This window comes from Streptomyces halobius, from assembly GCF_023277745.1.
GTDB lineage: Bacteria > Actinomycetota > Actinomycetes > Streptomycetales > Streptomycetaceae > Streptomyces > Streptomyces halobius.
Genome location: NZ_CP086322.1, coordinates 7248657 through 7273290 on the forward strand (window position 1 = coordinate 7248657; position 24634 = coordinate 7273290).

A 24634-nucleotide genomic window follows, 5' to 3' on the forward strand; every position below is an offset into this window, starting at 1 on the left:
TCCTCGGAGGAATCGCGTGAACGTACAGACAGGCGCCCGCCGCGGGCCCAGCCGCAGAGAGGTCGTCGCGGCCACCGCGCTCGCCGGGGCCGCCGCCGCCCTCCCGCTCGGCACGCGCCCCGCCGCGGCCGCGGAGCGTGCCGGCGAGACGGTGCTGCGCTCCGACGCGCTGGAGGTCCGCGTCGACACCGCGTTCCCCCGCGTCATCTCCTACACCGACCGCGGCACCGGCGCCGTTCTGCACGGCCAGGAGACCCCGGTCGCCCAGATCCTCATCGACGGCACCGCCCGCACCCCGAAGGTCGGCCACCGGGCCGGCGCCGACCGCGCCACATACACCCTCGCGTTCGACGGCGGCACCACCGTCGACGTGGCCATCACCGTCCGGGGCCGGCAGGTCACCTGGCAGGTCACCGGCATCACCGACACCCCGGCGCTGCGCATCGGCACCCTGGAGATACCGGAACTCGCGCTGCTGAGCGTCCGCAGCGACCAGCCGGGCGCCACCCTGCTCGCCGCCCGGATCGACCTCGACAAGGCCAAGAGCGGCGACACCCTGGTACGGGTCACCGCCGGCACCCCCGCCGAGGCGTCGCCCACCGGATGCGCCTACGCGGTGGTCGCCACCGACCGGCTGGCCGCCGCCATCGAGACCAACACCGTGTACGACATCCCCACGGAGGGGACCACCTGGGAGAACGGCCGGCTGTGGCGGCAGACCGTCCAGGGCGACGGCTTCGTCAAGGCACAGCTGGCGTGCGGTCAGTGGACGTACCGGGCGGCCGGGCGGCCGGTGGACGCCACCGATCCGCTGCCGTACGCGACGGTGATCGTCACCGGCGACCGCAACGGCGACGGCAGGATCGACTGGCAGGACGCCGCGATCGCGCTGCGCGACATCATGGTGACGCCGCTGGGCGCCGACGATCAGCATCTGCGGGTCGTCCCGCACATCCCGTTCAACTTCGCCAGCCAGGCCACCCACCCGTTCCTGGCCACCCTCGACCACGTCAAACGGATCTCCCTGGCCACCGACGGACTGCGCCAGTTCACGCTCCTGAAGGGCTATCAGTCGGAGGGTCACGACTCCGCGCACCCGGACTACGGTGGCAACTACAACCAACGGGCGGGCGGCCTCGCCGACCTCAACACCCTGCTCCGCGCCGGCAGGAAGTGGCACAGCGACTTCGCGGTGCATGTGAACGCCACCGAGTCGTACCCGGTCGCGCACGCCTTCTCCGAGACGCTCGTCGACAAGGACGACGAGCAATGGGACTGGCTCGACCAGTCCTACCGCATCGACGCCCGCCGCGATCTGGTCTCCGGCGACATCGCGCAGCGCTTCGCCCAGCTGCGCCAGGAGACCGACCCGGCCCTGAACACCCTCTACATCGACGTGTTCCGCGAATCGGGCTGGAACTCCGACCGCCTCCAGCGGCAGCTGCGCGACCAGGGCTGGCGGATCACCACCGAATGGGGCCACGGCCTGGAACGGTCCGCCCTGTGGGCGCACTGGGCGAACGAGACCGACTACGGACCCGACACCTCGCGCGGCATCAACTCCCAGCTGATCCGCTTCGTCCGCAACCACCAGAAGGACGTCTTCGCCGACAAGTGGCCGACGCTGCTGGGCGCCCCGCGGATGGGGAACTTCGAGGGCTGGACCGGCAAGACCGACTGGCACGCCTTCTACAAGCTGATCTGGACCGACGCGCTGCCCGCCAAGTACCTCCAGGCGTACCCCGTCAAGACCTGGGACGCGCACGAGATCACCTTCGAGGGACCCACGAAGACCTCCGTCAGCGACGCGGACGGCACCCGCAACATCACCACGGACGGGCGGCTGGTCTACGACGGCGGCACCTATCTGCTGCCCTGGGAGCCGCGCCGGGCCACCGACCCGGCCCGGCTCTACCACTACAACCCCCGTGGCGGCACGACCGGGTGGCAGCTGCCGCGCGGCTGGGCGGACGCCCCCGAGGTGTATGCGTACCGGCTCACCGACCAGGGCCGTACCGACGAGACCCGGCTCCCGGTCAGCGGCGGCCGGATCACCCTCACCGCGACGGCCGGCGTGGCGTACACCGTCCACCGGACGAAGGCCCCGGCGCAGGGCGACCCCGGCTGGGGCGAGGGCACCGCCCTGACCGACCCCGGCTTCCACTCCGGGACGCTGGAGGGCTGGCAGGTGACTGGCCCGGCCTCGGTCGAACACAGCGAGTTGGGCGACTACGAGCTGGTCATCGGCGCGGGCGGCGCCGCCACCGTCGGCCGGCGGACGGCCCGGCTGGCCCCCGGAGACTATGCGGCGTCGGTGCAGATCGAGGTCGGCGCGACGGCGGGGGAGCGGCGCCGGGCCGGGCTTACGGTCCATACCGCCGACGGGGTCACCGCCGCCAACTGGACCGACACCTCGACAGCCGGCAACTACGTGGCCGCCGACCGCAAGTCCGGCACCCGCTTCCAGCGACTGTTCACCCACTTCACCGTCCCGGAGGGCGGCGGCCCGGTCACCCTCACGCTGACCGCGGCGGCCGGCCGGGCGCGGATCCGCTACGACAACCTCCGGGTCGTGCCCGCCCGGCGGACCACCGGGAACGGCACCCTCGTCCACGAGGACTTCGAGAACGTCCCCCAGGGCTGGGGCGTCTTCGTCAAGGGCGACGCCGGCGGCATCACCGACCCGCGCACCCATATCGCCCAGCGGCACGCCCCGTTCACCCAGCGCGGATGGAACGGCAAGGCCGTCGACGACGTCATCGACGGCGGCCAGTCCCTGAAGTCACGCGGCGAGAACAGCGGACTGGTCTACCGGACGGTGCCGCACACCGTGCGCTTCACCCCGGGACGCCGCTACCGGGTCACCTTCCGCTACGAGAACGAGAAGGCCGGGCAGTACGCGTGGGTCACCGCGGTCGACGAGCCCAAGCCTCGCGAGCTGACCCGGCAACCACTGCCGGTCGCCGCCCAACCGGCCACCTGGGCCTACGAGTTCACCGCACCGGCCGACGGCGCGGCGTGGGTGGGGCTGCGGAAGGTGGGGGAGGACGGGAAGGCGGAGTTCGTGCTGGACGCTTTCGAGGTGCGGGAGGTGTAGTGCGTGCCGATGACGTGGGCTCCCCCCTCCGCGCGGCAATACCGCCCCGGCCCGCCACGTTGTGGCCTGCAAGGGGCCCGCCCACCCCTTAGGGGAATTCCCCTAAGGCCCCCCTAGGGGACCCCCCTAAGGGCCCTCACCCCGGCCCGCGGGGATACAGACCGGGTGCCCCGCCCCTGCCCCCACGAGGGGCGGGGCGCCCTCCAGCTCCCACACCAGCAGCTCGTTCTCCCCCTCACGCAGCACCGGGCCCGGCACGAACAGGGTGCGCTGCGGCCCGACGTCCCAATAGCGGCCCAGGCAGAAGCCGTTGATCCAGACGAAACCGCGGGTCCAGCCGGGCAGCGCGAGATCGGCGTCCCCGGGACGGCAGCGCAGGGTCAGCGTCCCCCGGTAGAGACCCTCCGGCCCGCTGCGCACGGGCAGCGTCTCCCGGGAGAAACCCTCACCTCCCGCACCCCCGTCCACCTCCACCGCCCGGAACGGCACCTTCCCCAACGCCCCGGCCTCCTCCAGCGCGTCCAGCCGCAACCCCCGCGCCCGTACGCCGTGCAGAAACTGCCGCTCGTGCAGCAGACCACCGGTGATCCCCTTCGGCTCCGCCAGCCGCGGCCCGTAGTTGACCCGGCCCAGGGACTCCACCCACAGCTCCACCGACGCCGGCCCCGGCACCTCCCCGACCAGCGCGTCCTCGGCCTCCAGCACCGCCCGGCGCACCCCGTCCACAGACACCACCGCCCGGTCCCGCAGCCCCGTCACCCGCAGCGGATACGGGCCGCGCGGCCCCGGTACCGCCACCCGGTAGCGGACCACGCCCCGGTCCACCCCCAGCTCCTCGAACGTCACCGGACCGCCCGCCGACACCTCCGCACCACCCAGCGCCTCCATCACCTCCCCGGCCGGCGCCCACTCCTCGACCACCGCCCGCACCGGAGCGGGGAGCATCCGCGGCGGCTCCGGAAGCTCCGGCAGCGGCCCGTCCGCCCACGCGGCGAGCACCTCGCGCAGCCGCCAGAACTTCTCCGTCGGACGGCCGCGTTCATCGACCGGCGCCTCGTAGTCGTACGAGGTGAGCGTCGGCCGCAGCGCCCCGTCATGCAGCTCACCGGCACGGTTGGCGCCCGCCCAGCCACCGAAGTTGCTGCCCCCGTGCGCCATGTAGAGATTGACCGAACCGCCACACTCCAGAATCTCGCGCAGCGCCGCCGCGGCGTCCTCCGGAGCGCGCGGCACCGGGGCATGCCCCCAGTGCGCGAACCAGCCGCACCAGAACTCCATACACATCAGCGGCCCCTCCGGCCGGTGCCGGCGCAGCGCGGCGAACGCCTCCCGGGCCCCGGAACCGAAGTTCACGGTGGCCAGGACCCCCGGAACCGAGCCCCCGCTCAGCATGTGGTCCTCCGGTCCGTCCGACGTGAACAGCGGTACCCGCACGCCCCGTTGACGCAGCAGCTCCACCAGACGCGCCAGATACACCGGGTCGCTGCCGTACGAGCCGTACTCGTTCTCCGCCTGCACCATGATCACCGGCCCGCCGCCCGGCCCGTCCGGCCCCGATGCCACGCCGCACTGCCGCGCCACCACCTGCGGCAGCAACCGCGCGAACCAGGCATCCACCGCCCGCAGAAACGCCGCATCCCGCGTCCGCACCCGCCGTCCCAGCGGCCCCGTCAGCCACTCCGGCAGCCCGCCGTTCTCCCACTCCGCGCAGATGTACGGGCCGGGCCGGACGATCACCCACAGCCCCGCCGCCCCCGCCGCGTCCAGGAACCGTCCCAGCGCCTCCGGATCCCGGAACTCACCGGGTCGCGGCTCGTGCAGATTCCACGGCACATACGTCTCCACGCAGTTCAGCCCCATCGCACGGAGCATCGCCAGCCGGTGCCCCCACTGCGCCTCGTGCACCCGGAAGTAGTGCAGCGCCCCGGACAGCAGCCGCACCGGCCGCCCGTCCAGCACGAAGTCCCGCTCACCCACCATGAACCGTGCCACAAGCCCCACCCCTTGATCAATCCGCGCAGGTCACGCGTATCGATCACCCTCACCCTCTGGCGGCGCGGCGGTCCATGGACAAAGATCGGCTGTGATTGGACGGTTCGACGTTTCGACGGAGCTGAACGGATACCCACGCACCGACGGGAGCCCGGACATGTACCACACCTGGATGCGGTACTTCACCCCGAGCCCGGTCCACCACCGGCTCGGCCTGGTGTGCCTGGGCGTCGGACTCCAGCACGGCACACTGCCCACGGTGGGCCCGCGCACCCTCGACCACCACGTCGCCATCATCATCAGCGACGGCCGCGGCTGGCTCACCGCACCCGACGGAAGGCGCCACTCCGTCACCGCCCCGGCCCTGCTGTGGCTCCTGCCCGGCGTACCGCACCACTACGGCGCCGACCCGGAAACCGGCTGGGACGAAAGCTTCGTCGACTTCACCGGTCCCGCGGCCGACACCTACACCGAACTCGGCTACATCGAGCCCGAGCGGCCCGTCGTACCGCTCGCCGACACCGCCCCGGCCCGCGCCACCGTCGGCAAGATCGCGCGCGCCGCACGCCGCGGCAACCCCCTGCTGGAGGTGGAGACCTCCGCCGCCGTCCACGAACTACTCGTCGTGCTGCGCCGCGCACGGGCCGACACCGACGCCGACGGCGAACCCGTCCTCCAGGCCCTCGCCCGGGACGCGTTCCTGCCGCTGTCCGTCGCCGAGCACGCCGCCCGGCACGGCATGACCCCAGCGGAACTGCGCACCGCCGTACGCCGCGGCGCCGGCTGCAGCCCCAAGGACTATCTGCTCGGCATCCGCCTCGGCCGGGCCAAGGAACTGCTGGTGGGCACCGAACTCCCGGTCGCCGCGGTCGCCCGCCGGGTCGGCTACGACGATCCCGCCTACTTCAGCCGGCTGTTCACCCGCCGGGTCGGCATCGCCCCGGTACGCTTCCGCGACCGACAGGCCCGCAGCGTCCCCGGCGGCTGGTCCACGCAGATCCCGGACCCGGACAACCCACCGCTGGTCAGCAGCTGACCGGGCCGCACGGCAACGGCGACGCCCGCACACCCGGACGCCACCTTCGAAGCCGCTCAACGGCGTCCCCCCGGTCGGTCCGGCCCGCCCACACCAGGACCCCACATCTCCCCGCCACCCGCCCCAGCCCGTACGGCAGCATGACCCCATGCCCGCACTGCAGCGCGACGAGGCGCAGACCCGAGCCCGACTCATCGACGTCCACCGCTACGCCATCGCACTCGACCTCACCCAAGGCGACGACCACTTCGGCTCCCGCACCGTCATCCACTTCACCGCACACGACACCACGGCCCCGCGCGACACCTTCGCCGAGCTCAAGCCCGCCGAGCTGCACACCGTCACCCTCGACGGCCGCCCCCTCGACCCGGAAACCCTCACCGGCAACCGCCTCCCCCTCACCGGCCTCACCCCCGGCGACCACGAACTGCGCATCGACGCCACCATGCGCTACTCCCACACCGGCGAAGGCATGCACCGCTTCGCCGACCCCGCCGACGGCGAAACCTACGTCTACACCCAGCTGTTCCTGGACGACGTCCAGCGGGTCTTCGCCGCGTTCGACCAGCCCGACCTCAAAGCCGTCTTCGAGGTCTCCGTCAAGGCCCCCGAAGACTGGACCGTCCTCGCCAACGGCATCACCCAACACCTCGGCGACGGCCTCTGGAAGGCAGCCCCCACCCCCCGCATCTCCACCTACCTCGTCGCCGTCGCCGCCGGCCCCTGGCACTCCGTCCGCACCGAACACGCCGGACTGCCCTTCGGCATCCACTGCCGCCGCTCCCTCGCCCCCCACCTCGACGCCGACGCCGACGAAATCCTCGACATCACCCGCCGCTGCTACGACCACTACCACCAGGTCTTCGACGAGCCCTACCCCTTCGACTCCTACGACCAGGCGTTCGTCCCCGAATTCAACGCCGGCGCCATGGAGAACCCCGGACTCGTCACCTTCCGCGACGCATACGTCTACCGCTCCGCCGTCACCGACACCGAACGCCAGACCCGCGCCGTGACCATCGCCCACGAAATGGCCCACATGTGGTTCGGCGACCTCGTCACCCTCCAATGGTGGGACGACATCTGGCTCAACGAATCCTTCGCCGAATACATGGGCTACCAAGCCCTCACCCAAGCCGCCCTCGGGGGGTCCGGGGACACTCCCCCCGGAAAGTGGGGCAAGGAAACCTGGACCGCCTTCGCCCTCACCCGCAAAGGCTGGGGCTACGACGCCGACCAACGCCCCTCCACCCACCCCGTCGCCCCCGAACACGTCCCCGACACCGCCTCCGCCCTCACCCACTTCGACGGCATCTCCTACGCCAAGGGCGCCTCCGCCCTCCGCCAACTCGTCGCCTGGATGGGCGAGAAGGACTTCCGCACCGGCATCAACGGCCACTTCGCCCGGCACCGCTTCGGCAACGCCACCCTCGCCGACTTCATCGACTCCCTCGCCCGCGCCACCGACCGCGACGTACCCGCCTGGGCGGACTCATGGCTGCGGACGACCGGCATCGACACCCTCACCCCCGCCCTCGACCTCCGCCACGACACCTGGCGCCTCGACGTCACCCACACCGGCAGTCGCCCGCACCACATCGCCGTCGGCGTCTACGACCAGGACCCCGCCGGCACCGGCCGCCTCACCCTCCGCGACCGCTTCCCCCTCGACATCCCCCAAGAAGAAGGCCGCACCTCCCGCACCTTCCCCACCCCCGCACCCGCCCTCGTCGTCCTCAACGACAGCGACCTCACCTACACCAAGATCCGCTTCGACCCGACGTCCTGGCAGACCCTCGCCGGCTCCCTCTCAGGTCTGCCCGACCCGCTCACCCGCGCCGTCGTCTGGAACGCCGCCCGCGACATGGTCCGCGACGGCGAACTCCCGCCCACCGCCTACCTGGACGCCGCCCGCGCCCACCTCCCGCACGAAACCGACCTCGCCATCATCCAAGGCGTCCTCACCTTCGCCCGCACCCAGATCGCCGACCGCTACCTCACCCCCACCGACCGCCCCACCGCCCTCGCCACCCTCACCGCCCTCAGCCGCGACATCCTGCGCCGCACAGAAGGCAGCGAAAACGGCGACAGCCACCACAGAAACGGGCTCCGCCTCACCGCCGTACGCGCCCGCATCGACAGCGCCACCACCCACGAAGCCCTCCAGGACTGGCTCGACGGCGACAGCGTCCCCGGCGGCCCCGCACTCGACCCCGAACTGCGCTGGCGCATCCACCACCGCCTCGCCGTCCTCGGCGCCACCACCCCCGACATTATCGACGCCGAACTCACCCGAGACCCCAGCGCCACCGGCCACGAAGGCGCCGCCCGCTGCCACGCCGCTCTTCCCGACCCCGCCGCCAAACATGCCGCCTGGCAGGCCCTCTTCACCACCGACGACACCAAAGCCCTCTCCAACCACCTTTTCACCGCCACCGCATCCGGCTTCTGGAACCCCGAACAACACGACCTGCTCCGCCCCTACGCCGCCCGCTACTTCACCGACGCCCCCGCCCTCGCCGCCCACCGCGGTCCCGCCCTCGCCGAAGCCACCGGCCGCCACGCCTTCCCCACCCTCATCGACGACACCACCCTCCGCCTCGGCGAAACCTGCCTCACCGACGCCGACCCGACCCCCGCCCTGCGCCGCAAACTCATCGACCAACTCGACGATCTGCGACGGGCGTTGAAGGTCCGCGCCGCCAACACCCCGGCGGCCGGAGGCTGATGGCGCCGCCCCCTCGCGCAGCCTGACGACACGGGTGCCGCCGGAGCAGAAACCAGCGGCACCCGAACACAAGCGGCCAGCCCCGTACCACGAACGGGTGTAACCCTTCCAAACCGTGGATACGCAGCGTGCCGGGAAAGTAACTTAGGGCGCCCTTAGGTCCCGAGAGACCGCACCCCACTTCCCGCGAAGAAGAGCACACTCATGCCTGTGCCCCCTGCCGGCACCGCCCTCGCAGGCGGCACCAACGGCCCCCGCGCCCTGCGCCCCCTCCTCGACACCGTCCTCGACGCCCTCACCACCGGCGCCGAACACCGCGCAGGCCCCCTCCCACCCGGCGGCCCCGACACCGTCGCCCGCACCGTACGCGCCGCCTGCACCCCCGTCCTCCCCGAACACGGCACCGGACCCCACGACGCACTACGTACCCTCATCCACACCCTCACCGCCGGCGCCGCCGACCCCGCCGACCCGCACTGCACCGCCCACCTGCACTGCCCGCCCCTCGCCCTCGCCACCGCCGCCGACCTCGCCGCGAGCGCCCTCAACCCCTCCATGGACTCCTGGGACCAGGGCCCCGCCGCCTCAGAACTGGAAGCCCTCACCAGCCGCACCCTCGCCGCCCTCGTCTACCCCCAGGCCACCGACCCCGACGCACTGGTCACCACCGGCGGCACCGAATCCAACCAACTCGCCCTCCTCCTGGCCCGCGAACCCCCCCACCACCCGCCCGGCCCCACCAGCAACGCCCCCCTCCGCATCATCTGCGGCGCCAACGCCCACCACAGCATCCACCGGGCCGCCTGGCTTCTCGGCCTCCCCGAACCCCTCACCCTCCCCACCCCCAACGGCACCCTCAACCCCGACACCGTCCACACCACCCTCGCAACACACTCCGGCCCCACCGGCCCCACCTTGCTTACTGCCACCGCAGGCACCACCGACACCGGCGCCATCGACCCCCTACCCGCCCTCGCCGACATCGCCGACCACCACGGCGCCCGCCTCCACATCGACGCTTCCTACGGCGGCCCCCTCCTCTTCAGCACCACCCACCACACCGCCCTCCGAGGACTCGCCCGAGCCCACACCGTCGCCCTCGACCTGCACAAACTCGGCTGGCAACCCGTAGCCGCCGGCCTCCTCGCCGTCCCCGACCCCACCACCCTCGCCCCCCTCGCCCACCGCGCCGACTACCTCAACGCCGACGACGACACCGAAGCCGGCCTCCCCGATCTCCTCGGCCGCTCCCTCCGCACCACCCGCCGCCCCGACATCCTCAAAATCGCCGTCACCCTCAAAGCTCTCGGCCGCACCGGCCTCGGCGAACTCGTCGACCGCACCCTCACCGCCGCCCACACCCTCGCCGACCTCATCGAGGCCCACCCCCGCTACGAACTCCACTCCCGCCCCACCCTCAGCACCGTTCTCTTCCGCCCCACCGGCGCCGACCCCACCACCCTCGCCACCATCCGCCGCACCCTCCTCGCCGACGGCCACGCCGTCCTCGGCCGCGCCACCACCCCCACCGGTCTCTGGCTCAAAGCCACCCTCCTCAACCCCCACACCCAACCCGGAGACCTCACCACCCTCCTCAAACTCGTGGAAGGCCACACCCCCCGATGACCACCCCAACCCCCGACACCAACCCCGCCACCACCACCCCCGACGAACCCCTCGACCTCGTCGGCATCGGCATCGGCCCCTTCAACCTCTCCCTCGCCGCCCTCGCCCAGCCCCTCACCCACCTCCACACCGCCTTCTACGACCAGAACCCCACCTTCCACTGGCACCCCGGCCTCCTCATCGACGGCACCACCCTCCAAGTCCCCTTCCTCGCCGACCTCGTCACCCTCGCCGACCCCACCAGCCCCTGGACCTTCCTCAACTACCTCAAAACCCGCGGACGCCTCTTCCCCTTCTACTTCGCCGAACGCTTCCACCCCCACCGCGCCGAATACGACGCCTACTGCCGCTGGGTCAGCCAACACCTCACCGGACTCCACTTCGGCCACCACATCGACGCCATCCGCTGGAACCCCGAACGCGACCTCTTCGAAGTCGACTTCACCCAACTCGACACCGACGGCGAAGCCGAAGCACTCGGCCGCACCCACACCCGCCACCTCGCCATCGGCATCGGCACCGCCCCCCACATCCCCGACCCACTACGCCCCCTCGCCGACGCCCCCACCGTCCCCGTCATCCACTCCGCCGACTACCTCGACCACCGCGACACCCTCCTCGCCGCCGACCACATCACCGTCATCGGCGCCGGCCAGTCAGGCGCCGAAATCTTCCTCGACCAGCTCCGCGCCCGCCCCACCGGCCACGAAGGCATCCACTGGCTCGCCCGCACCCCCGCCTTCGCCCCCATGGAATACAGCAAACTCGGCCTCGAACACTTCACCCCCGACTACACCCGCTACTTCCACGCCCTCCCCCAATCCGCCCGCGACGACCTCCTCCCCGCCCAGTGGCAGCTCTACAAGGGCATCGACCACGACACCCTCACCGCCATCCACGACGAGCTCTACCGCCGCACCCTCCACGGCGGCTGGCCCGACACCACCCTGACCCCAGGCGTCGCCGTACGCACCGCCGGCCGCGTCGGCACCACCAAAGTCGAACTCCACCTCGACCACACCCAACAAGGCACCCGCTCCCGCCTCACCACCGACGCCGTCGTCCTCGCCACCGGCTACCGCGAACGCCGCCTCGACACCCTCCTCGCCGCCCTCGACCCCTACATCCGCCGCGACGCCGCCGAACGCCCCCGCATCGACGCACACCACCGCCTCGTCCTCGACCCCTCCATCACCGGCTCCGTCTACGTCCAGAACGCCGAACGCCACACCCACGGCGTCGGCACCCCCGACCTCGGCCTCGCCGCCTGGCGCAGCGCCACCATCCTCAACTCCCTCACCGACACCACCCCCTACCCCCTCCCCACCCGCACCGCCTTCACCACCTTCGGCCTCCAACAACCCACCACCAACCCCGGCGCCGTCCCCCGCCAGGGCTCCACCCTCGTCCCCCGCCACTGACCCAGGGCGGCGCTGCCCCCAGCGCCGTCCCACCCCCCCACACTCCCTATGCGACCCTTCAAACACACCCCCCGGCCCCCACCCACACAACCCAGGAGCCCCCACCATGACCGACCCCACCCAAACCCCCGCAGAAACCCACCCCCACACCCCCCTGCCCTACGGCACCCCCGACACCCCCCGCCTCGCCGTACGCGGCGAAGCCCGCCTCGAAGTCGACCCCGAAATAGCCCGCATCGCCATCACCGTCACCGCCCGCGGCACCGACCGCACCACCGCCCTCGCCGACCTCACCCGCCGCAACGAACAAGCCCTCACCCTCATCAAGAGCTACGGCGACACCCTCGAAAAACTCGAAACCGGCACCTTCAGCCTCACCCCCCAACTCACCGAAAAAGGCCGTACCGAACGCATCCGCGCCTACCACGGCCGCGTCACCCACACCGCCACCCTCAACGACTTCACCACCCTCGGCGAACTCACCACCCGCCTCGCCGACCTCGAACTCACCCGCGTCGACGGCCCCTGGTGGGCTCTCCGCCCCCACTCGCCCGCCCACCGCGACGCCCGCACCCAAGCCGTCCACGAAGCCGTCCAACGCGCCCGCGAATACGCCGAAGCCCTCGGCGCCCGCCTCGACGCCCTCGTGGAAATCGCCGACCTCGGCGCCGAAAACACCCCCATGCCCGCCCCACCCGGCGCCACGCGCTCCTTCGCCGGCTACGGCGGCGCCCCCGCCCCCGCAGGAGCCACCCCCGCCCTCGACCTCGAACCCCAACGCCAGACCGTCCACGCCCACGTCAACGCACGCTTCACCATGACCCGTCCCACACTCTGAGACGACACGCGACGCACAAGACCCGGCCGGACCCACCCCACCGAGGCGAATTTCCGCTCATCAGAGCACCCCCGCGCCCATTCCAAGACTTGTCAACAGCCTTTCATCAAACGGACGTTGAGCAGTCGCCTCTCCACAGTTCCCTACCAACCGGTAGGTCATAGGGTCGAAACATGCGCCGAGCAAAAATCGTCTGCACACTGGGACCTGCAACCGACACGTACGAGCAGATCAAAGCACTCGTCGACGCCGGAATGGACATCGCACGCTTCAACCTCAGCCACGGCACCTACGCCGACCACGAAGCGCGCTACCACCACGTCCGCAAAGCCTCCGAAGAAAGCCACCGCAGCGTCGGCATCCTCGCCGACCTTCAAGGCCCGAAGATCCGCCTCGGCCGATTCCGCGAAGGCCCCGTACTTCTCGAACGCGACGACGAGTTCACCATCACCGTCGAACCCGACATCCACGGCGACCGCCAACTCTGCGGCACCACCTACGACGGCCTCGCCACCGACGTCACCCCCGGCGAACGCATCCTCGTCGACGACGGCAAAGTCACCCTCGAAGTCACCGACGTCACCGGCCCCGAGGTCCGCACCAAGGTCATCGAAGGCGGAATGATCTCCGACCACAAGGGCCTCAACCTCCCCGGCGTCGCCGTCTCCGTCCCCGCACTCTCCGAAAAGGACCAGGACGACCTCCGCTGGGCCCTGCGCACCGGCGCCGACATCATCGCCCTCTCCTTCGTCCGCACCGGCCGCGACATCGGAGACGTCCACCGCATCATGCGCGAGGAAAACCGCTTCCTCCCCGTCGTCGCCAAAGTCGAGAAACCCCAGGCCGTCGACAACATCGACGACATCGTCGCCGCCTTCGACGGCATCATGGTCGCCCGCGGCGACCTCGGCGTCGAAATGCCCCTCGAAACCGTCCCGATCGTCCAGAAGCGCGCCATCAAACTCGCCAAACGCAACGCCAAACCGGTCATCGTCGCCACCCAGATGCTCGACTCGATGATCGACAACTCCCGACCCACCCGCGCCGAAGCCTCCGACGTCGCCAACGCCGTCATCGACGGCACCGACGCGGTGATGCTCTCCGGCGAAACCAGCATCGGCAAATACCCCACCGAAACGGTCAAGACGATGAGCCGCATCGTCGAAGCCGCCGAAGAGGACATCCTCGCCAAGGGCCTCCCGCCGCTCACCGTCACCAGCAAACCCCGCACCCAGGGCGGCGCCGTCGCCCGCGCCGCCGCCGAAATGGGCGACTTCCTCGGCGCGAAATTCCTCGTCGCCTTCACCCAGTCCGGCGACACCGTCCGCCGCCTCTCCCGCTACCGCTCACCGATCCCGCTCCTGGCCTTCACCCCCGACCCCGCCACCCGCTCCCAGCTCAACGTCAGCTGGGGCGTCGAGACCTTCCTCGGCCCCACCGTCAACTCCACCGACGAAATGGTCGCCCAGGTCGACGAACAGCTGTTGAAGATCGGCCGCTGCGAACGCGGCGACATCGTCATCATCACCGCCGGCTCCCCACCCGGAGTCCCCGGCTCCACCAACCTCGTCCGCGTCCACCACATCGGCGAGTCGGACACCACGAAGTAGCCACGCCCGTAAGCCTGTTGAAGCTGGGCCGAGGTCCTGACTGCCGTCCCTGTCAGTACTTCGGCCCGATGTGTCGGTCCATGAGGGCCACGGAGGCTTTGCGGGCGACGGAGATGTTGTAGGGCTCCTTGCCGCGCCGGGTGACTTTCCACTCGACGCCGACGTTGCTCAGCGTCTCCGAGAAGAGGTCGCGGATGTCGTCGGACTTGTTGGTGAAGAAGTACCGCGGGTACTCGTAGCGCTTACGCTCCCCGCCGACCTTCCGCGTCGTCCAGTTGGTGATCCGACAGCCGTCCGAGTGGATCAGGCCCCGGACGAACTCCCAGGGGTACTCGTCCACGATCTGCTGCTGCCACGGTTCGAGCACGATCGACCGCTCGTGCTTCCTTCCTTCGCCGTGCTGCGGGAACATGCACCATAAGTGCTTGGAGTAGACCTTCACGTTGTGGCAGCCGGTCCTGCGGACCCGGCACACGGAGTTGTCGGGGAACACCGCACGCATTGCTGCTTCGCAGTCGTCCATCAAGCCGGGCCAGGTGTCGCCGCACGCGATCATCAGGCTCGGTGCGCGGTGGCCGGAGTACTGGATGATGTGGCCGTCGCCGAGGTAGAGCGCCAAGAGGTAGGATTACGCGGCTGCGTCGAGCTCGCGCCCGTCGCAGCGCGGGCATTTCGGGCTGTGGGGGCCCGGTCACTCTCCGCGCTTGGCGCGGTCCATGTGTCGCCAATAGCCGATGGTGCCGAGCGGGACACCCATTTCTCGGGCGACATCCGCGTTCTTGGCCCCGGCTCGGAGCCGAGCGATCGCCTTCTGTCGCACGCCTGTGCCATGAAAGATCATGGCATCACTGTGCGTGACGACTCGATTCCGCGGAGCGAAACGCCTGTAATTCACGAGAACGTGAAATTCCGCTTGTTCAGAAGTGCCGGGTGCGGGATTCGAACCCGCACGCCCTTTCGGACAGATGCTTTTGAGGCATCAGCGTCTGCCTGTTCCGCCAACCCGGCTCGCTGCTCAAGACACCCTACCGTGTGCGTAACGGTGGTCGCCTCTAGGTAGGCTGCAATGGCACCACCTGCCTGGAACGAGGAGTCCCGTGAGCGCCGCCGAGCCCGAGCAGCCCGCCACCGAAGACGATCAGTCGCACGTCCCGCCGTTGACCACGCGCGTCGTGATCGCCGAGGACGAGGCTCTCATCCGTCTCGATCTCAAGGAGATGCTGGAGGAGGAGGGCTACACCGTCGTCGGTGAGGCCGGGGACGGTCAGACAGCCCTCGAGCTGGCCCGGGAGCACCGCCCCGATCTGGTGATCCTGGATGTGAAGATGCCGGTGCTGGACGGTATCTCGGCGGCGGAGAAGATCGCCGAGGAGAGCATCGCGCCGGTGTTGATGCTGACCGCGTTCTCGCAGCGTGAGCTGGTGGAGCGGGCCCGGGACGCCGGTGCGATGGCGTATCTCGTGAAGCCGTTCTCGAAGAGTGATGTGGTGCCGGCGATCGAGATGGCGGTGAGCCGGTTCACGGAGCTGAAGACGCTGGAGAAGGAGGTCGCGGACCTCACGCAGCGGTTGGAGACGCGGAAGCTGGTGGATCGGGCGAAGAGCATTCTGCAGACGCAGTACGGGTTGACGGAGCCGGCGGCGTTCCGGTGGATCCAGAAGACGTCGATGGATCGTCGGCTGTCGATGCAGCAGGTTGCCGAGGCGGTTATTGGGGACGCCGAGGAGAAGAAGCAGCAGAAGAAGGACCAGTAAGGATCAGTAGGGGCCAGTTGGGCCCGTGCGCTCGCGAGCGACCCCGTACCGGTGATCGGTGCGGGGTCGTTTGTGTGGTGCAGGTATTGCGTGGTGCGGGTTGTGGTCGGGGGCTAGTCCTCGCCGAGGTATGCCCTGCGGACGGATTCGTCGTGGAGGAGTGTTTCGCCGCTGCCGGAGAGGGCGATTGTGCCGATTTCCCTGACGTGGGCTTGGTCGGCGAGGGAGAGGGCGGCTTGGGCGTTTTGTTCGACGAGGAGGATGGTGGTGCCTTGGGCGCGGAGTTCCTGAATGGTTTCCATGATTTTCTGCATCATGATCGAGGAGAGGCCCATGGAGGGTTCGTCGAGCATGACGAGTTTGGGTCGGGACATGAGTGCGCGGCCCATGGCGAGCATTTGTTGTTCGCCGCCGGAAAGGGTTCCAGAGGCTTGTTTGCTGCGTTCGCCGAGGATGGGGAAGTGTTCGTAGATTTATTGGATGTCGGCGTCGGTTCCGGTGGTGTCTTTGCGGAGGAAGGCTCCTAGCTGGAGGTTTTCGGCGATGGTGAGGCGGGGGAAGAGGCGGCGGCCTTCGGGGGAGTGGGCGAGGCCGCGTTCGACGATTTTGTGGGCGGGGCTGCCGGTGAGTGGTTTGCCGTCGAAGGTGATGGTGCCGGCGAGGGGTTTGAGGAGGCCGGAGAGGGTGCGCGGGGTGGTGGTTTTTCCTGCGCCGTTGGTGCCGATGAGGGTGACGACTTGGCCGGTTTGAACGGTGAAGGATATGCCTTTGACGGCTTCGATTTTGCCGTAGGCGACGCGGAGGTCCTTGACTTCGAGTAGTGCGGTCATGGGGTGTCTCCGGTCTCTTGCTCGGTTTCCTCGGTCGCCTCAGCTGTTTCGGCTGTGCCGTTCCCGTTACCGTTTCCGCTCCCGCTTCTGCTCCCGTTGCCGACGGGTGTGCCGAGGTAGGCGGCGATGACGCGTTCGTCGGCCTGGACGGCGTCGGGTGTGCCTTCGGTGAGTTTTTGGCCTCGGACGAGGACGGCGACGCGGTCGCAGAGGTTGAAGATGAAGCGCATGTCGTGCTCGATGACGAGGACGGCGGTGCCTTTTCCGCGTATGGCGAGGACGAGGTCTTGGGTGGTGCGGGTTTCTTGGGGGTTCATGCCGGCGGTGGGTTCGTCGAGCAGGAGGAGTCCGGGTTCGCTGGCGAGTGCGCGGGCGATGTCGAGCTTGCGTTGTTCGCCGTAGGGGAGGTTGCGGGCGAGGTGGTCGCGTTTGTGGTCAGGCCGGTGAATTCGAGGAGTTCCATGGCGCGTTGTTCTGAGGTGCGTTCGGCTCTTTTGAAGCCGGGGCCTCGGAGGAGGGCTGAACAGAGTCCTTCTTTTGTGCGGGTGTGGCGGCCGACGAGGGTGTTTTCGAGGACGGTCATGTTGGCGAGGAGGCGGATGTTCTGGAAGGTGCGGGCGATGCCGGCTTGGGTGACGAGGTGGGGTTTGTGGGAGAGGTGGGTGCGTTGGTAAGTGAGGGTGCCTTCGGTGGGGGTGTAGAGCCCGGTGTGTCGGCTTGGTCTTGTCGGTGGGTCAGCTCTTGCCGAACTTCTTGAATTCGGCGCTGAATCGGGAGGCCCACTTGCCCTTGTCGACCTGGTAGGCGGTGATCACGGTGTTGGTGGTGTCGCCGTACTGGTCGAAGGCGACGGGGTCGGTGACGCCGTCGAAGGTGACCGTGTTCATGGTTCGGTGACCTTTTGCGGGCGTCGTCGGGGCTGATGTGTTCGGTGCCGGCGATCTTGCCGCCGAGTTTGGTGAACTGGTCCTTGAAGGAGGTGGCCAGGCCGACGCCGTAGGTGTTCTGGTCGTCGATGATGTAGGCGGTTTTGAGCTTCAGCTTCTCCCAGGCGTACTGGCCGTCGAAGGCGCCTTGTACTTCGTCGGTGGTGGCGGTGCGGAAGTATGTGGGGAAGAGGCGGACGCGTTTGTTCTCTTTCCAGTCCGGGCCCTGGGTGAGGTCGGGTGTGGTGTTCGCCGGGGATATCAGGGTGAGGTCGTTCTGTTTGGAGATCTGCTGCATGGACTGGGCGACGCCGGAGTTGAGAGGGCCGACGATGCCGAGGACGTCCTTGTCGCCGGCGAGTTTGGTGGCGTTCTGCTGGCCGACGTTGGGCAGGGCCCTGTCGTCGAGGGCGTCGAGTGTGCAGGTGATGCCTTTGACTTCGCCGGTTTTGTTGGCGTTGTCGACGGCGAGTTGGGCGGAACTGCGGATGCCCAGGCCGAGGGCGGAGAGTTCGCCGGTGGTGGGGCGTCGAGGCCGATGACGACGGTGGTGCCGGAGCCGTCGCCGCTCTTGTCGTCGGCGCGGGAGCCGCACGCGGAGCGCGTGAGTGCGCCTGAGGTGACCGGTCCGGCTATCGGATGCGTGGGGGGTGGGGGACCGCGCTTCTTGTGGGGGCTGGGGGCGATGCTGCCTTGCGTGTGTGTTACGCAGCGTTACGGAAATGGGTGCGGCCCCGCTCCCGGTGTCCGGGGGCGGGGCCGTGGTGGTGGGGGCCCTTGGCGGGCGAGTCGCGCGGGGGTCAGACGCGGTAGGTGTCGGCGTCCACGTCGCGAAGCATGCAGGTCAGGCGGGCGGTGCAGAGCCGCTTGTGGTGTTCGTCGGTGACCGCGATTTCGTAGGTGGCGGTGGAGCGGCCCCGGTGGACGGGGGTGGCGACGCCGGTGATGAGGCCGGAGCGGGTGCCGCGGTGGTGGGTGCAGTTGAGGTCGACGCCGACGGCGAGTTTGGTGGGGCCGCCGTGCAGCATCGCGCCGATGGAACCGAGAGTTTCGGCCAGGACGGCGGAGGCGCCGCCGTGCAGGAGGCCGTAGGGCTGGGTGTTGCCTTCGACGGGCATGGTGCCGACGACGCGTTCGGGTGCGGCTTCGAGGACCCGCAGGCTCAGCCGCTCGCCGAGGAGTCCGGCGGAGAACAGCGCGGTCAGGTCGAGGCCGAGGCCGGCCCACTGGTCGAGGACCTCCTGCGGAAACTTGGTCGTGCTCTGCTCACCCATGGACTGCGTCTCCGTTCGCTCGCGCCTGATCGTCGTCGATCTGTGCTGTTCCTATCAGGCCACTGAGCACGCGCTCGGCGTGGGGTCGCCGTCGCCGCCCGGTGGCCTGCGGCCGGTCAGCTCCCGCGTGGGCTCTCCAGGCGGATGACCAGGCACTTCGCGACCGGGGTGTTGCTGGTGTCGGCGGTGTGGTCGAGCGGGATGAGGACATTGGTCTCGGGGTAGTAGGCGGCCGCGCAGCCGGGGGCCGTGGGGTAGTGGACGACGCGGAAGCCGGGGGCGCGCCGTTCGCTGCCGTCGGTCCATTCGCTGACCAGGTCGGCGTAGGCGCCGTCGGCGAAGCCCAGCGCGCGGGCGTCGTCGGGATGGACGAGGACCACGCGGCGGCCGTTCTTGATGCCGCGGTAGCGGTCGTCCAGGCCGTAGATGGTGGTGTTGTACTGGTCGTGGGAGCGCAGGGTCTGCAGCAGCAGGCGGCCTTCGGGGGTTTCGGGGTGGTGCACCGGGGCGGCGGTGAAGTTGGCTTTTCCGGTGGCGGTGGGGAAGTGGCGGCTGTCCCTGGGGGCATGGGGAAGGGTGAAGCCTCCGGGGCGGGCGACTTTGGCGTTGAAGTCCTCGAAGCCGGGGACGACGCGCGCGATGCGGTCGCGGAGTGTCGCGTAGTCCTTCTCGAACGCGTTCCAGGGTGTGCGGCTGCGGTCGCCGAGGACGCGGCGGGCCAGGCGGGCGACGATCGCGGTCTCGGACAGCAGGTCGGGGCCGGCCGGCGCGAGGCGGCCGCGGGAGGCGTGCACCATGCCCATGGAGTCCTCGACGGTGACGAACTGTTCGCCGCTGTCCTGGAGGTCGCGCTCCGTACGGCCGAGGGTCGGCAGGATCAGGGCGCGGGCGCCGGTGACCACGTGTGAGCGGTTGAGTTTGGTGGAGACGTGGACGGTGAGGCGGGCGCGGCGTACGGCGGCCTCGGTGACGGCGGTGTCGGGGGTGGCGGAGACGAAGTTCCCGCCCATCGCGAGGAAGACCTTGGCCTGTCCGTCGCGGAGCGCGCGGATGGCGCGGACGACATCGAGGCCGTGTTCGCGGGGCGGGGCGAAGCCGAATTCCTTTTCCAGGGCGTCGAGGAAGTCGGGGGTGGGCCGTTCGAAGATGCCCATGGTGCGGTCGCCCTGGACGTTGCTGTGGCCGCGTACGGGGCAGACGCCGGCTCCGGGGCGGCCGATGTTGCCGCGCAGCAGCAGGAAGTTGACGATTTCCTTGATGGTGGGGACGGCGTGTTTGTGCTGGGTCAGGCCCATCGCCCAGCACACGATCGTGCGGCGGGAGGCGAGGATCATGCGCAGCGCGCTGTCGATCTCCGCGCGGGTCAGTCCGGTGGCGCGCAGCGTGGTGTCCCAGTCGTCGTCGGCGCGCGCGGCCCGTGCGAACTCCTCGTAGCCGTGGGTGTGTTCACGGATGAATTCTTCATCGATGACGGCGTCCGGGCCCGTGCCGGAGGCGCTCGACGACGCTTCGAGGAGGAGGTGGTTGAAAGCGCGGAAGAGGGCCTGGTCGCCGCCGAGGCGTACCTGGAGGAAGAGGTCGGTCAGGCGGGTGCCGCCGCCGGCGAGTCCGCGCGGGGTCTGTGGGTTCTTGAAGCGTTCCAGGCCGGCTTCGGGCAGCGGATTGATCGAGATGATCTTTGTGCCGCCGGCCTTCGCTTTCTCCAGGGCGGTGAGCATCCGGGGGTGATTGGTGCCCGGGTTCTGGCCGGCGATGATGATGAGGTCGGCCTTGTAGAGGTCCTCCAGGAGGACGCTGCCCTTGCCGACGCCGATGGTCTCGGTGAGCGCGGAGCCCGACGACTCATGGCACATGTTGGAGCAGTCGGGAAGGTTGTTCGTGCCGAATTCCCGGGCGAAGAGCTGGTACAGGAAGGCGGCTTCGTTGCTGGTGCGGCCGGAGGTGTAGAAGACGGCTTCGTCGGGGGAGCTGAGCGCGGTGAGCTCCTCGCCGATGATGTCGAAGGCCCGCTCCCAGGAGACGGGGACGTAGTGGTCGGCGCCCTCGGCCAGGTACATGGGGTGGGTGAGGCGGCCCTGCTGGCCGAGCCAGTAGCCGCTGCGTCCGGCCAGGTCGGCGACGGAGTGGGCGGCGAAGAACTCCGGGGTGACGCGGCGCAGGGTGGCCTCTTCGGCGACGGCCTTGGCGCCGTTCTCGCAGAATTCGGCGGTGTGCCGCTTGTCGGCCTCGGGCCAGGCGCATCCTGGGCAGTCGAAACCGTCCTTCTGGTTGACCCGGAGGAGGGTGAGGGCGCTGCGGCGCACACCCATCTGCTGCTGGGAGACGCGCAGGGCGTGGGTGATGGCCGGCAGGCCGACGGCGGAGTGCTGAGGTGCGCTGACCTCGGGTGCGTCCTGGACGGGGTCCGACGCGGGCGGCTTGCCTGCCATAGCGCGCTCTCCTTCGAGCCGTGTCCTGTGCCGTCCCCGCCGGGCCCGGCCGTGCCGTCCTCGCGGGCGTCACTGTGCTGCGCTCCACGGGGGCGGAGCGTTTGCCGTACGGATCGTTGCCGTACACATCCGATCCTGTCACGTGCGGCACGCGCACGCGGCGGGGACGGCGTCGGACGGCCGCCCGTGACGGCCGCCGGGGGTGCGCGGACGGTGACGGCGGGGGTACGGGCGGCGACCGCGGCGGGGATTGTCAGTGGGGCGTGGCAGGATCGAGGACGTGGCAGCAAAGGCAGCGAAGAAGAGCGAAACGACCGGCAGCGCGGCAGCGGCGGGCGGCCGCCCCCACCTGCTCCTGATGGACGGGCATTCCATGGCGTACCGGGCGTTCTTCGCCCTGCCCGTGGAGAATTTCACCACCGCCACGGGACAACCGACCAACGCGATCTACGGCTTCGCGTCGATGCTCGCGAACACCCTGCGCGACGAGGCGCCCACGCATTTCGCGGTGGCGTTCGACGTCTCGCGCAAGACCTGGCGGTCCGCGGAGTTCGCGGACTACAAGGCGAACCGCTCCAAGACCCCCGACGAGTTCAAGGGCCAGGTCGAGCTGATCGGTGAGCTGCTCGACGCGATGCGGGTCAAGCGGTTCGCGGTGGACGGCTACGAGGCCGACGACGTCATCGCGACGCTCACGGAGCAGGCCACCGCCCAGGGCTTCGAGGTCTCGATCGTCACCGGCGACCGCGACGCCTTCCAGCTGGTCTCCGGGGACGTCACCGTCCTCTACCCCACCAAGGGAGTCTCGGAGCTGACCCGCTTCACCCCCGAGAAGGTCACCGAGAAGTACGGCCTGACCCCTGACCAGTACCCGGACTTCGCGGCGCTGCGCGGCGACCCGTCCGACAACCTCCCCGGCATCCCCGGCGTCGGCGAGAAGACCGCCACGAAGTGGATCAACCAGTTCGGTTCGTTCGCGCAGCTGGTGGAGCGCGCCGACGAGGTCAAGGGCAAGGCGGGCCAGAACCTCCGGGAGCACTTGGAGGCGGTGAAGCTCAACCGCCGGCTGACGGAGATGGTGCGCGATGTCGAGCTGCCCTGCGGCCCGGAGGCGCTCACCCGCCAGGCGTACGACCGTGAGGCGCTGAAGGTGTTCCTCAACGCCCTGGAGATCCGCAACCAGGGCCTGCGGGACCGGCTGCACGCCGTCGACCCCGGTGCGGAGGAGGCCGCCGAGGAGGCGGCGCCGGCCGCCGGCGTCGAGGTCGACGGCACGGTTCTCGGCACCGGCGAGCTCGCCCCCTGGCTGGCCGAGCACGGATCGGGCCCCCTCGGCGTCGCCACCGTCGACGTCTGGACGCTGGGCAGCGGCAGCGTCGCCGAGGTGGCGCTGGCCGCCCCGGACGGCCCGGCCGCCTGGTTCGACCCGTCCCAGCTGGACGAGGCCGACGAACGGGCCTTCGCGGCCTGGAGCGCGGACGCCACCCGGACCAAGGTGATGCACAACGCCAAGGGCCTGATGCGGGTCTTCGGCGAACACGGCTGGCGGATCGACGGCGTCTCCATGGACACCGCGCTCGCCGCCTATCTGGTCAAGCCCGGCCGCCGCTCCTTCGCGCTGGACGCCCTCTCCATCGAATACCTGGGCCGCGATCTGGCCCCGGCGGCGGCCGGCGACGGGCAGCTGGCCTTCGGCGCCGACGAGGAGGCCGAGGCGGACGCCCTGATGGGGCAGGCGCGTACGGTCCTGGACCTGGGCGTCGCGTTCGAGACCAAGCTCGCCGAGGTCGGCGCCGCCGAGCTGCTGCGCGAGGTGGAGCTGCCGACCAGCGCGCTGCTGGCCCGGATGGAGCGGGCGGGCATCGCCGCCGACCGCGGCTGGCTGGAGCGGATGGAGCAGCAGTTCGCGGGCGCGGTGCAGCAGGCCGTCAAGGAAGCGCATGCCGCCGCGGGCCATGAATTCAACCTCGGCTCGCCCAAGCAGCTGCAGGAAGTCCTCTTCGGCGAACTGGGCCTGCCCAAGACCAAGAAGACCAAGACCGGTTACACCACCGACGCCGACGCCCTGGCCTGGCTCGCCGCGCAGACCGACAACGAACTGCCGGTGATCATGCTCCGCCACCGTGAGCAGGCCAAACTGCGCACCACGGTGGAGGGGCTGATCAAGACCATCGGCGCGGACGGCCGCATCCACACCACCTTCAACCAGACGGTGGCCGCCACCGGCCGGCTGTCCTCCACGGATCCCAACCTGCAGAACATCCCGGTGCGCACGGACGAGGGCCGGGCGATCCGCCGCGGTTTCGTCGTCGGCGAGGGCTACGAATCGCTGCTGACGGCCGACTACAGCCAGATCGAGCTGCGGGTGATGGCGCACCTCTCGGAGGACGAGGGCCTGATCGAGGCATTCACCTCCGGCGAGGATCTGCACACCACGGTCGCTTCCCAGGTCTTCTCCGTCCCCAAGCAACAGGTGGACGCGGAGATGCGCCGCAAGATCAAGGCGATGTCCTACGGCCTGGCGTACGGTCTGTCGGCGTTCGGCCTGTCCCAGCAGCTGGGCATCCAGCCCGATGAGGCCCGCAAGCTGATGGACAACTACTTCGAGCGGTTCGGCGGGGTGCGCGACTACCTCCGGCGCGTCGTCGATGAGGCCCGCGCCACCGGCTATACGCAGACGGTCCTCGGCCGCCGCCGCTATCTGCCCGATCTCAACAGCGACAACCGTCAGCGCCGCGAGATGGCCGAGCGGATGGCGCTCAACGCCCCGATCCAGGGAACCGCCGCCGACATCGTCAAGATCGCGATGCTGAAGGTCGACGTGGCACTGCGCAAGGCGAAGCTGGACTCCCGGCTGCTGCTCCAGGTCCATGACGAAATCGTGGTCGAGGTGGCCCCCGGCGAACGCGAGAAGGTCGAGGAGCTGGTCCGCCGCGAGATGGCGGGGGCGGTCGAGCTGAGCGCCCCACTGGATGTCTCGGTCGGCTCCGGCAAGGACTGGGAGTCGGCGGCGCACTGACGCACCGGGGGCGGGGCCGGGGCGGGCCGCACACCGGCCGACGTGTGGCGGCGC

At 70.0% G+C, this 24634-nt stretch carries 13 protein-coding genes, 1 tRNA gene and 4 pseudogenes; 9 read left to right on the plus strand and 9 right to left on the minus strand.

All coding sequences use genetic code 11. The features are described 5' to 3' along the window. Nucleotides 1-16: 16 nt before the first annotated feature. The gene (locus K9S39_RS32870; protein ID WP_248866962.1) at nucleotides 17-3097 is read left to right on the plus strand and encodes an endo-alpha-N-acetylgalactosaminidase family protein; all 3081 of its coding nucleotides are present in this window, start codon (nucleotides 17-19) and stop codon (nucleotides 3095-3097) included. Nucleotides 3098-3223: 126 nt separating this feature from the next. Here the strand turns inward: K9S39_RS32870 and K9S39_RS32875 are convergent, their stop codons facing one another. Then, entirely contained in the window at nucleotides 3224-5089 is a 1866-nt protein-coding gene (locus K9S39_RS32875; protein WP_248866963.1) for a glycoside hydrolase family 35 protein, read from the minus strand. Between the two features lie 157 nt (nucleotides 5090-5246). Here K9S39_RS32875 and K9S39_RS32880 point away from each other — a divergent pair, with 157 nt between their 5' ends. The 6 genes from K9S39_RS32880 to pyk all read left to right on the plus strand — a co-directional run bounded on the left by K9S39_RS32880 (nucleotide 5247) and on the right by pyk (nucleotide 14348). Continuing rightward, nucleotides 5247-6125 (plus strand): helix-turn-helix domain-containing protein, encoded by an 879-nt coding sequence (locus K9S39_RS32880; RefSeq protein WP_248866964.1) that lies wholly within the window; start codon nucleotides 5247-5249, stop codon nucleotides 6123-6125. Nucleotides 6126-6273: 148 nt separating this feature from the next. Further along, nucleotides 6274-8853 (plus strand): aminopeptidase N, encoded by a 2580-nt coding sequence (gene pepN, locus K9S39_RS32885; protein WP_248866965.1) that lies wholly within the window; start codon nucleotides 6274-6276, stop codon nucleotides 8851-8853. 204 nt (nucleotides 8854-9057) lie between these two features. Further along, on the plus strand, nucleotides 9058-10479 hold the full coding sequence (locus K9S39_RS32890) for a pyridoxal phosphate-dependent decarboxylase family protein (protein WP_248866966.1): 1422 nt from the start codon (nucleotides 9058-9060) through the stop codon (nucleotides 10477-10479). Then, nucleotides 10476-11900 (plus strand): lysine N(6)-hydroxylase/L-ornithine N(5)-oxygenase family protein, encoded by a 1425-nt coding sequence (locus K9S39_RS32895; protein WP_248866967.1) that lies wholly within the window; start codon nucleotides 10476-10478, stop codon nucleotides 11898-11900. The genes K9S39_RS32890 and K9S39_RS32895 overlap by 4 nt, the downstream gene beginning before the upstream one ends. Nucleotides 11901-12006: 106 nt before the next feature. After that, the gene (locus K9S39_RS32900) at nucleotides 12007-12738 is read left to right on the plus strand and encodes an SIMPL domain-containing protein (protein WP_248866968.1); all 732 of its coding nucleotides are present in this window, start codon (nucleotides 12007-12009) and stop codon (nucleotides 12736-12738) included. Nucleotides 12739-12911: 173 nt separating this feature from the next. Continuing rightward, the gene (pyk, locus tag K9S39_RS32905; RefSeq protein WP_248866969.1) at nucleotides 12912-14348 is read left to right on the plus strand and encodes a pyruvate kinase; all 1437 of its coding nucleotides are present in this window, start codon (nucleotides 12912-12914) and stop codon (nucleotides 14346-14348) included. A gap of 52 nt (nucleotides 14349-14400) precedes the next feature. Here the strand turns inward: pyk and K9S39_RS32910 are convergent. Together K9S39_RS32910 and K9S39_RS32915 are read right to left on the minus strand one after the other, a co-directional pair. After that, a pseudogene (locus K9S39_RS32910) lies at nucleotides 14401-15189 on the minus strand (helix-turn-helix domain-containing protein). 83 nt (nucleotides 15190-15272) lie between these two features. Beyond that, nucleotides 15273-15356, minus strand: a tRNA-Leu gene (locus tag K9S39_RS32915). Nucleotides 15357-15445: 89 nt separating this feature from the next. Between K9S39_RS32915 and K9S39_RS32920 the strand changes: the two genes are divergently transcribed. Next, entirely contained in the window at nucleotides 15446-16102 is a 657-nt protein-coding gene (locus K9S39_RS32920) for an ANTAR domain-containing response regulator (protein WP_248866970.1), read from the plus strand. A gap of 113 nt (nucleotides 16103-16215) precedes the next feature. On the opposite strand, the pseudogene K9S39_RS32925 reads toward K9S39_RS32920, so the two are convergent. From K9S39_RS32925 to K9S39_RS32945, 6 genes and pseudogenes are all read right to left on the minus strand, one after another. After that, a pseudogene (locus K9S39_RS32925) lies at nucleotides 16216-16932 on the minus strand (ABC transporter ATP-binding protein). Next, nucleotides 16929-17641 (minus strand): annotated as a pseudogene (locus K9S39_RS32930) (ABC transporter ATP-binding protein); the annotation flags it as partial. The pseudogenes K9S39_RS32925 and K9S39_RS32930, both read right to left, overlap by 4 nt. A gap of 25 nt (nucleotides 17642-17666) precedes the next feature. Next, a complete protein-coding gene (locus K9S39_RS43395) occupies nucleotides 17667-17819 on the minus strand; it encodes a hypothetical protein (RefSeq protein WP_454895998.1) in 153 nt (50 codons plus the stop codon). A gap of 22 nt (nucleotides 17820-17841) precedes the next feature. Continuing rightward, nucleotides 17842-18494 (minus strand): annotated as a pseudogene (locus K9S39_RS32935) (branched-chain amino acid ABC transporter substrate-binding protein); the annotation flags it as partial. A gap of 164 nt (nucleotides 18495-18658) precedes the next feature. Beyond that, nucleotides 18659-19132 (minus strand): PaaI family thioesterase, encoded by a 474-nt coding sequence (locus K9S39_RS32940; protein ID WP_248866971.1) that lies wholly within the window; start codon nucleotides 19130-19132, stop codon nucleotides 18659-18661. 116 nt (nucleotides 19133-19248) lie between these two features. Then, nucleotides 19249-21561, minus strand: a complete 2313-nt coding sequence (locus tag K9S39_RS32945; RefSeq protein WP_248866972.1) for an FdhF/YdeP family oxidoreductase — start codon at nucleotides 21559-21561, stop codon at nucleotides 19249-19251. Nucleotides 21562-21841: 280 nt separating this feature from the next. On the opposite strand from K9S39_RS32945, the gene polA reads away from it, so the two are divergent. Further along, nucleotides 21842-24580 (plus strand): DNA polymerase I, encoded by a 2739-nt coding sequence (gene polA, locus K9S39_RS32950; protein WP_248866973.1) that lies wholly within the window; start codon nucleotides 21842-21844, stop codon nucleotides 24578-24580. Nucleotides 24581-24634: the final 54 nt, after the last annotated feature.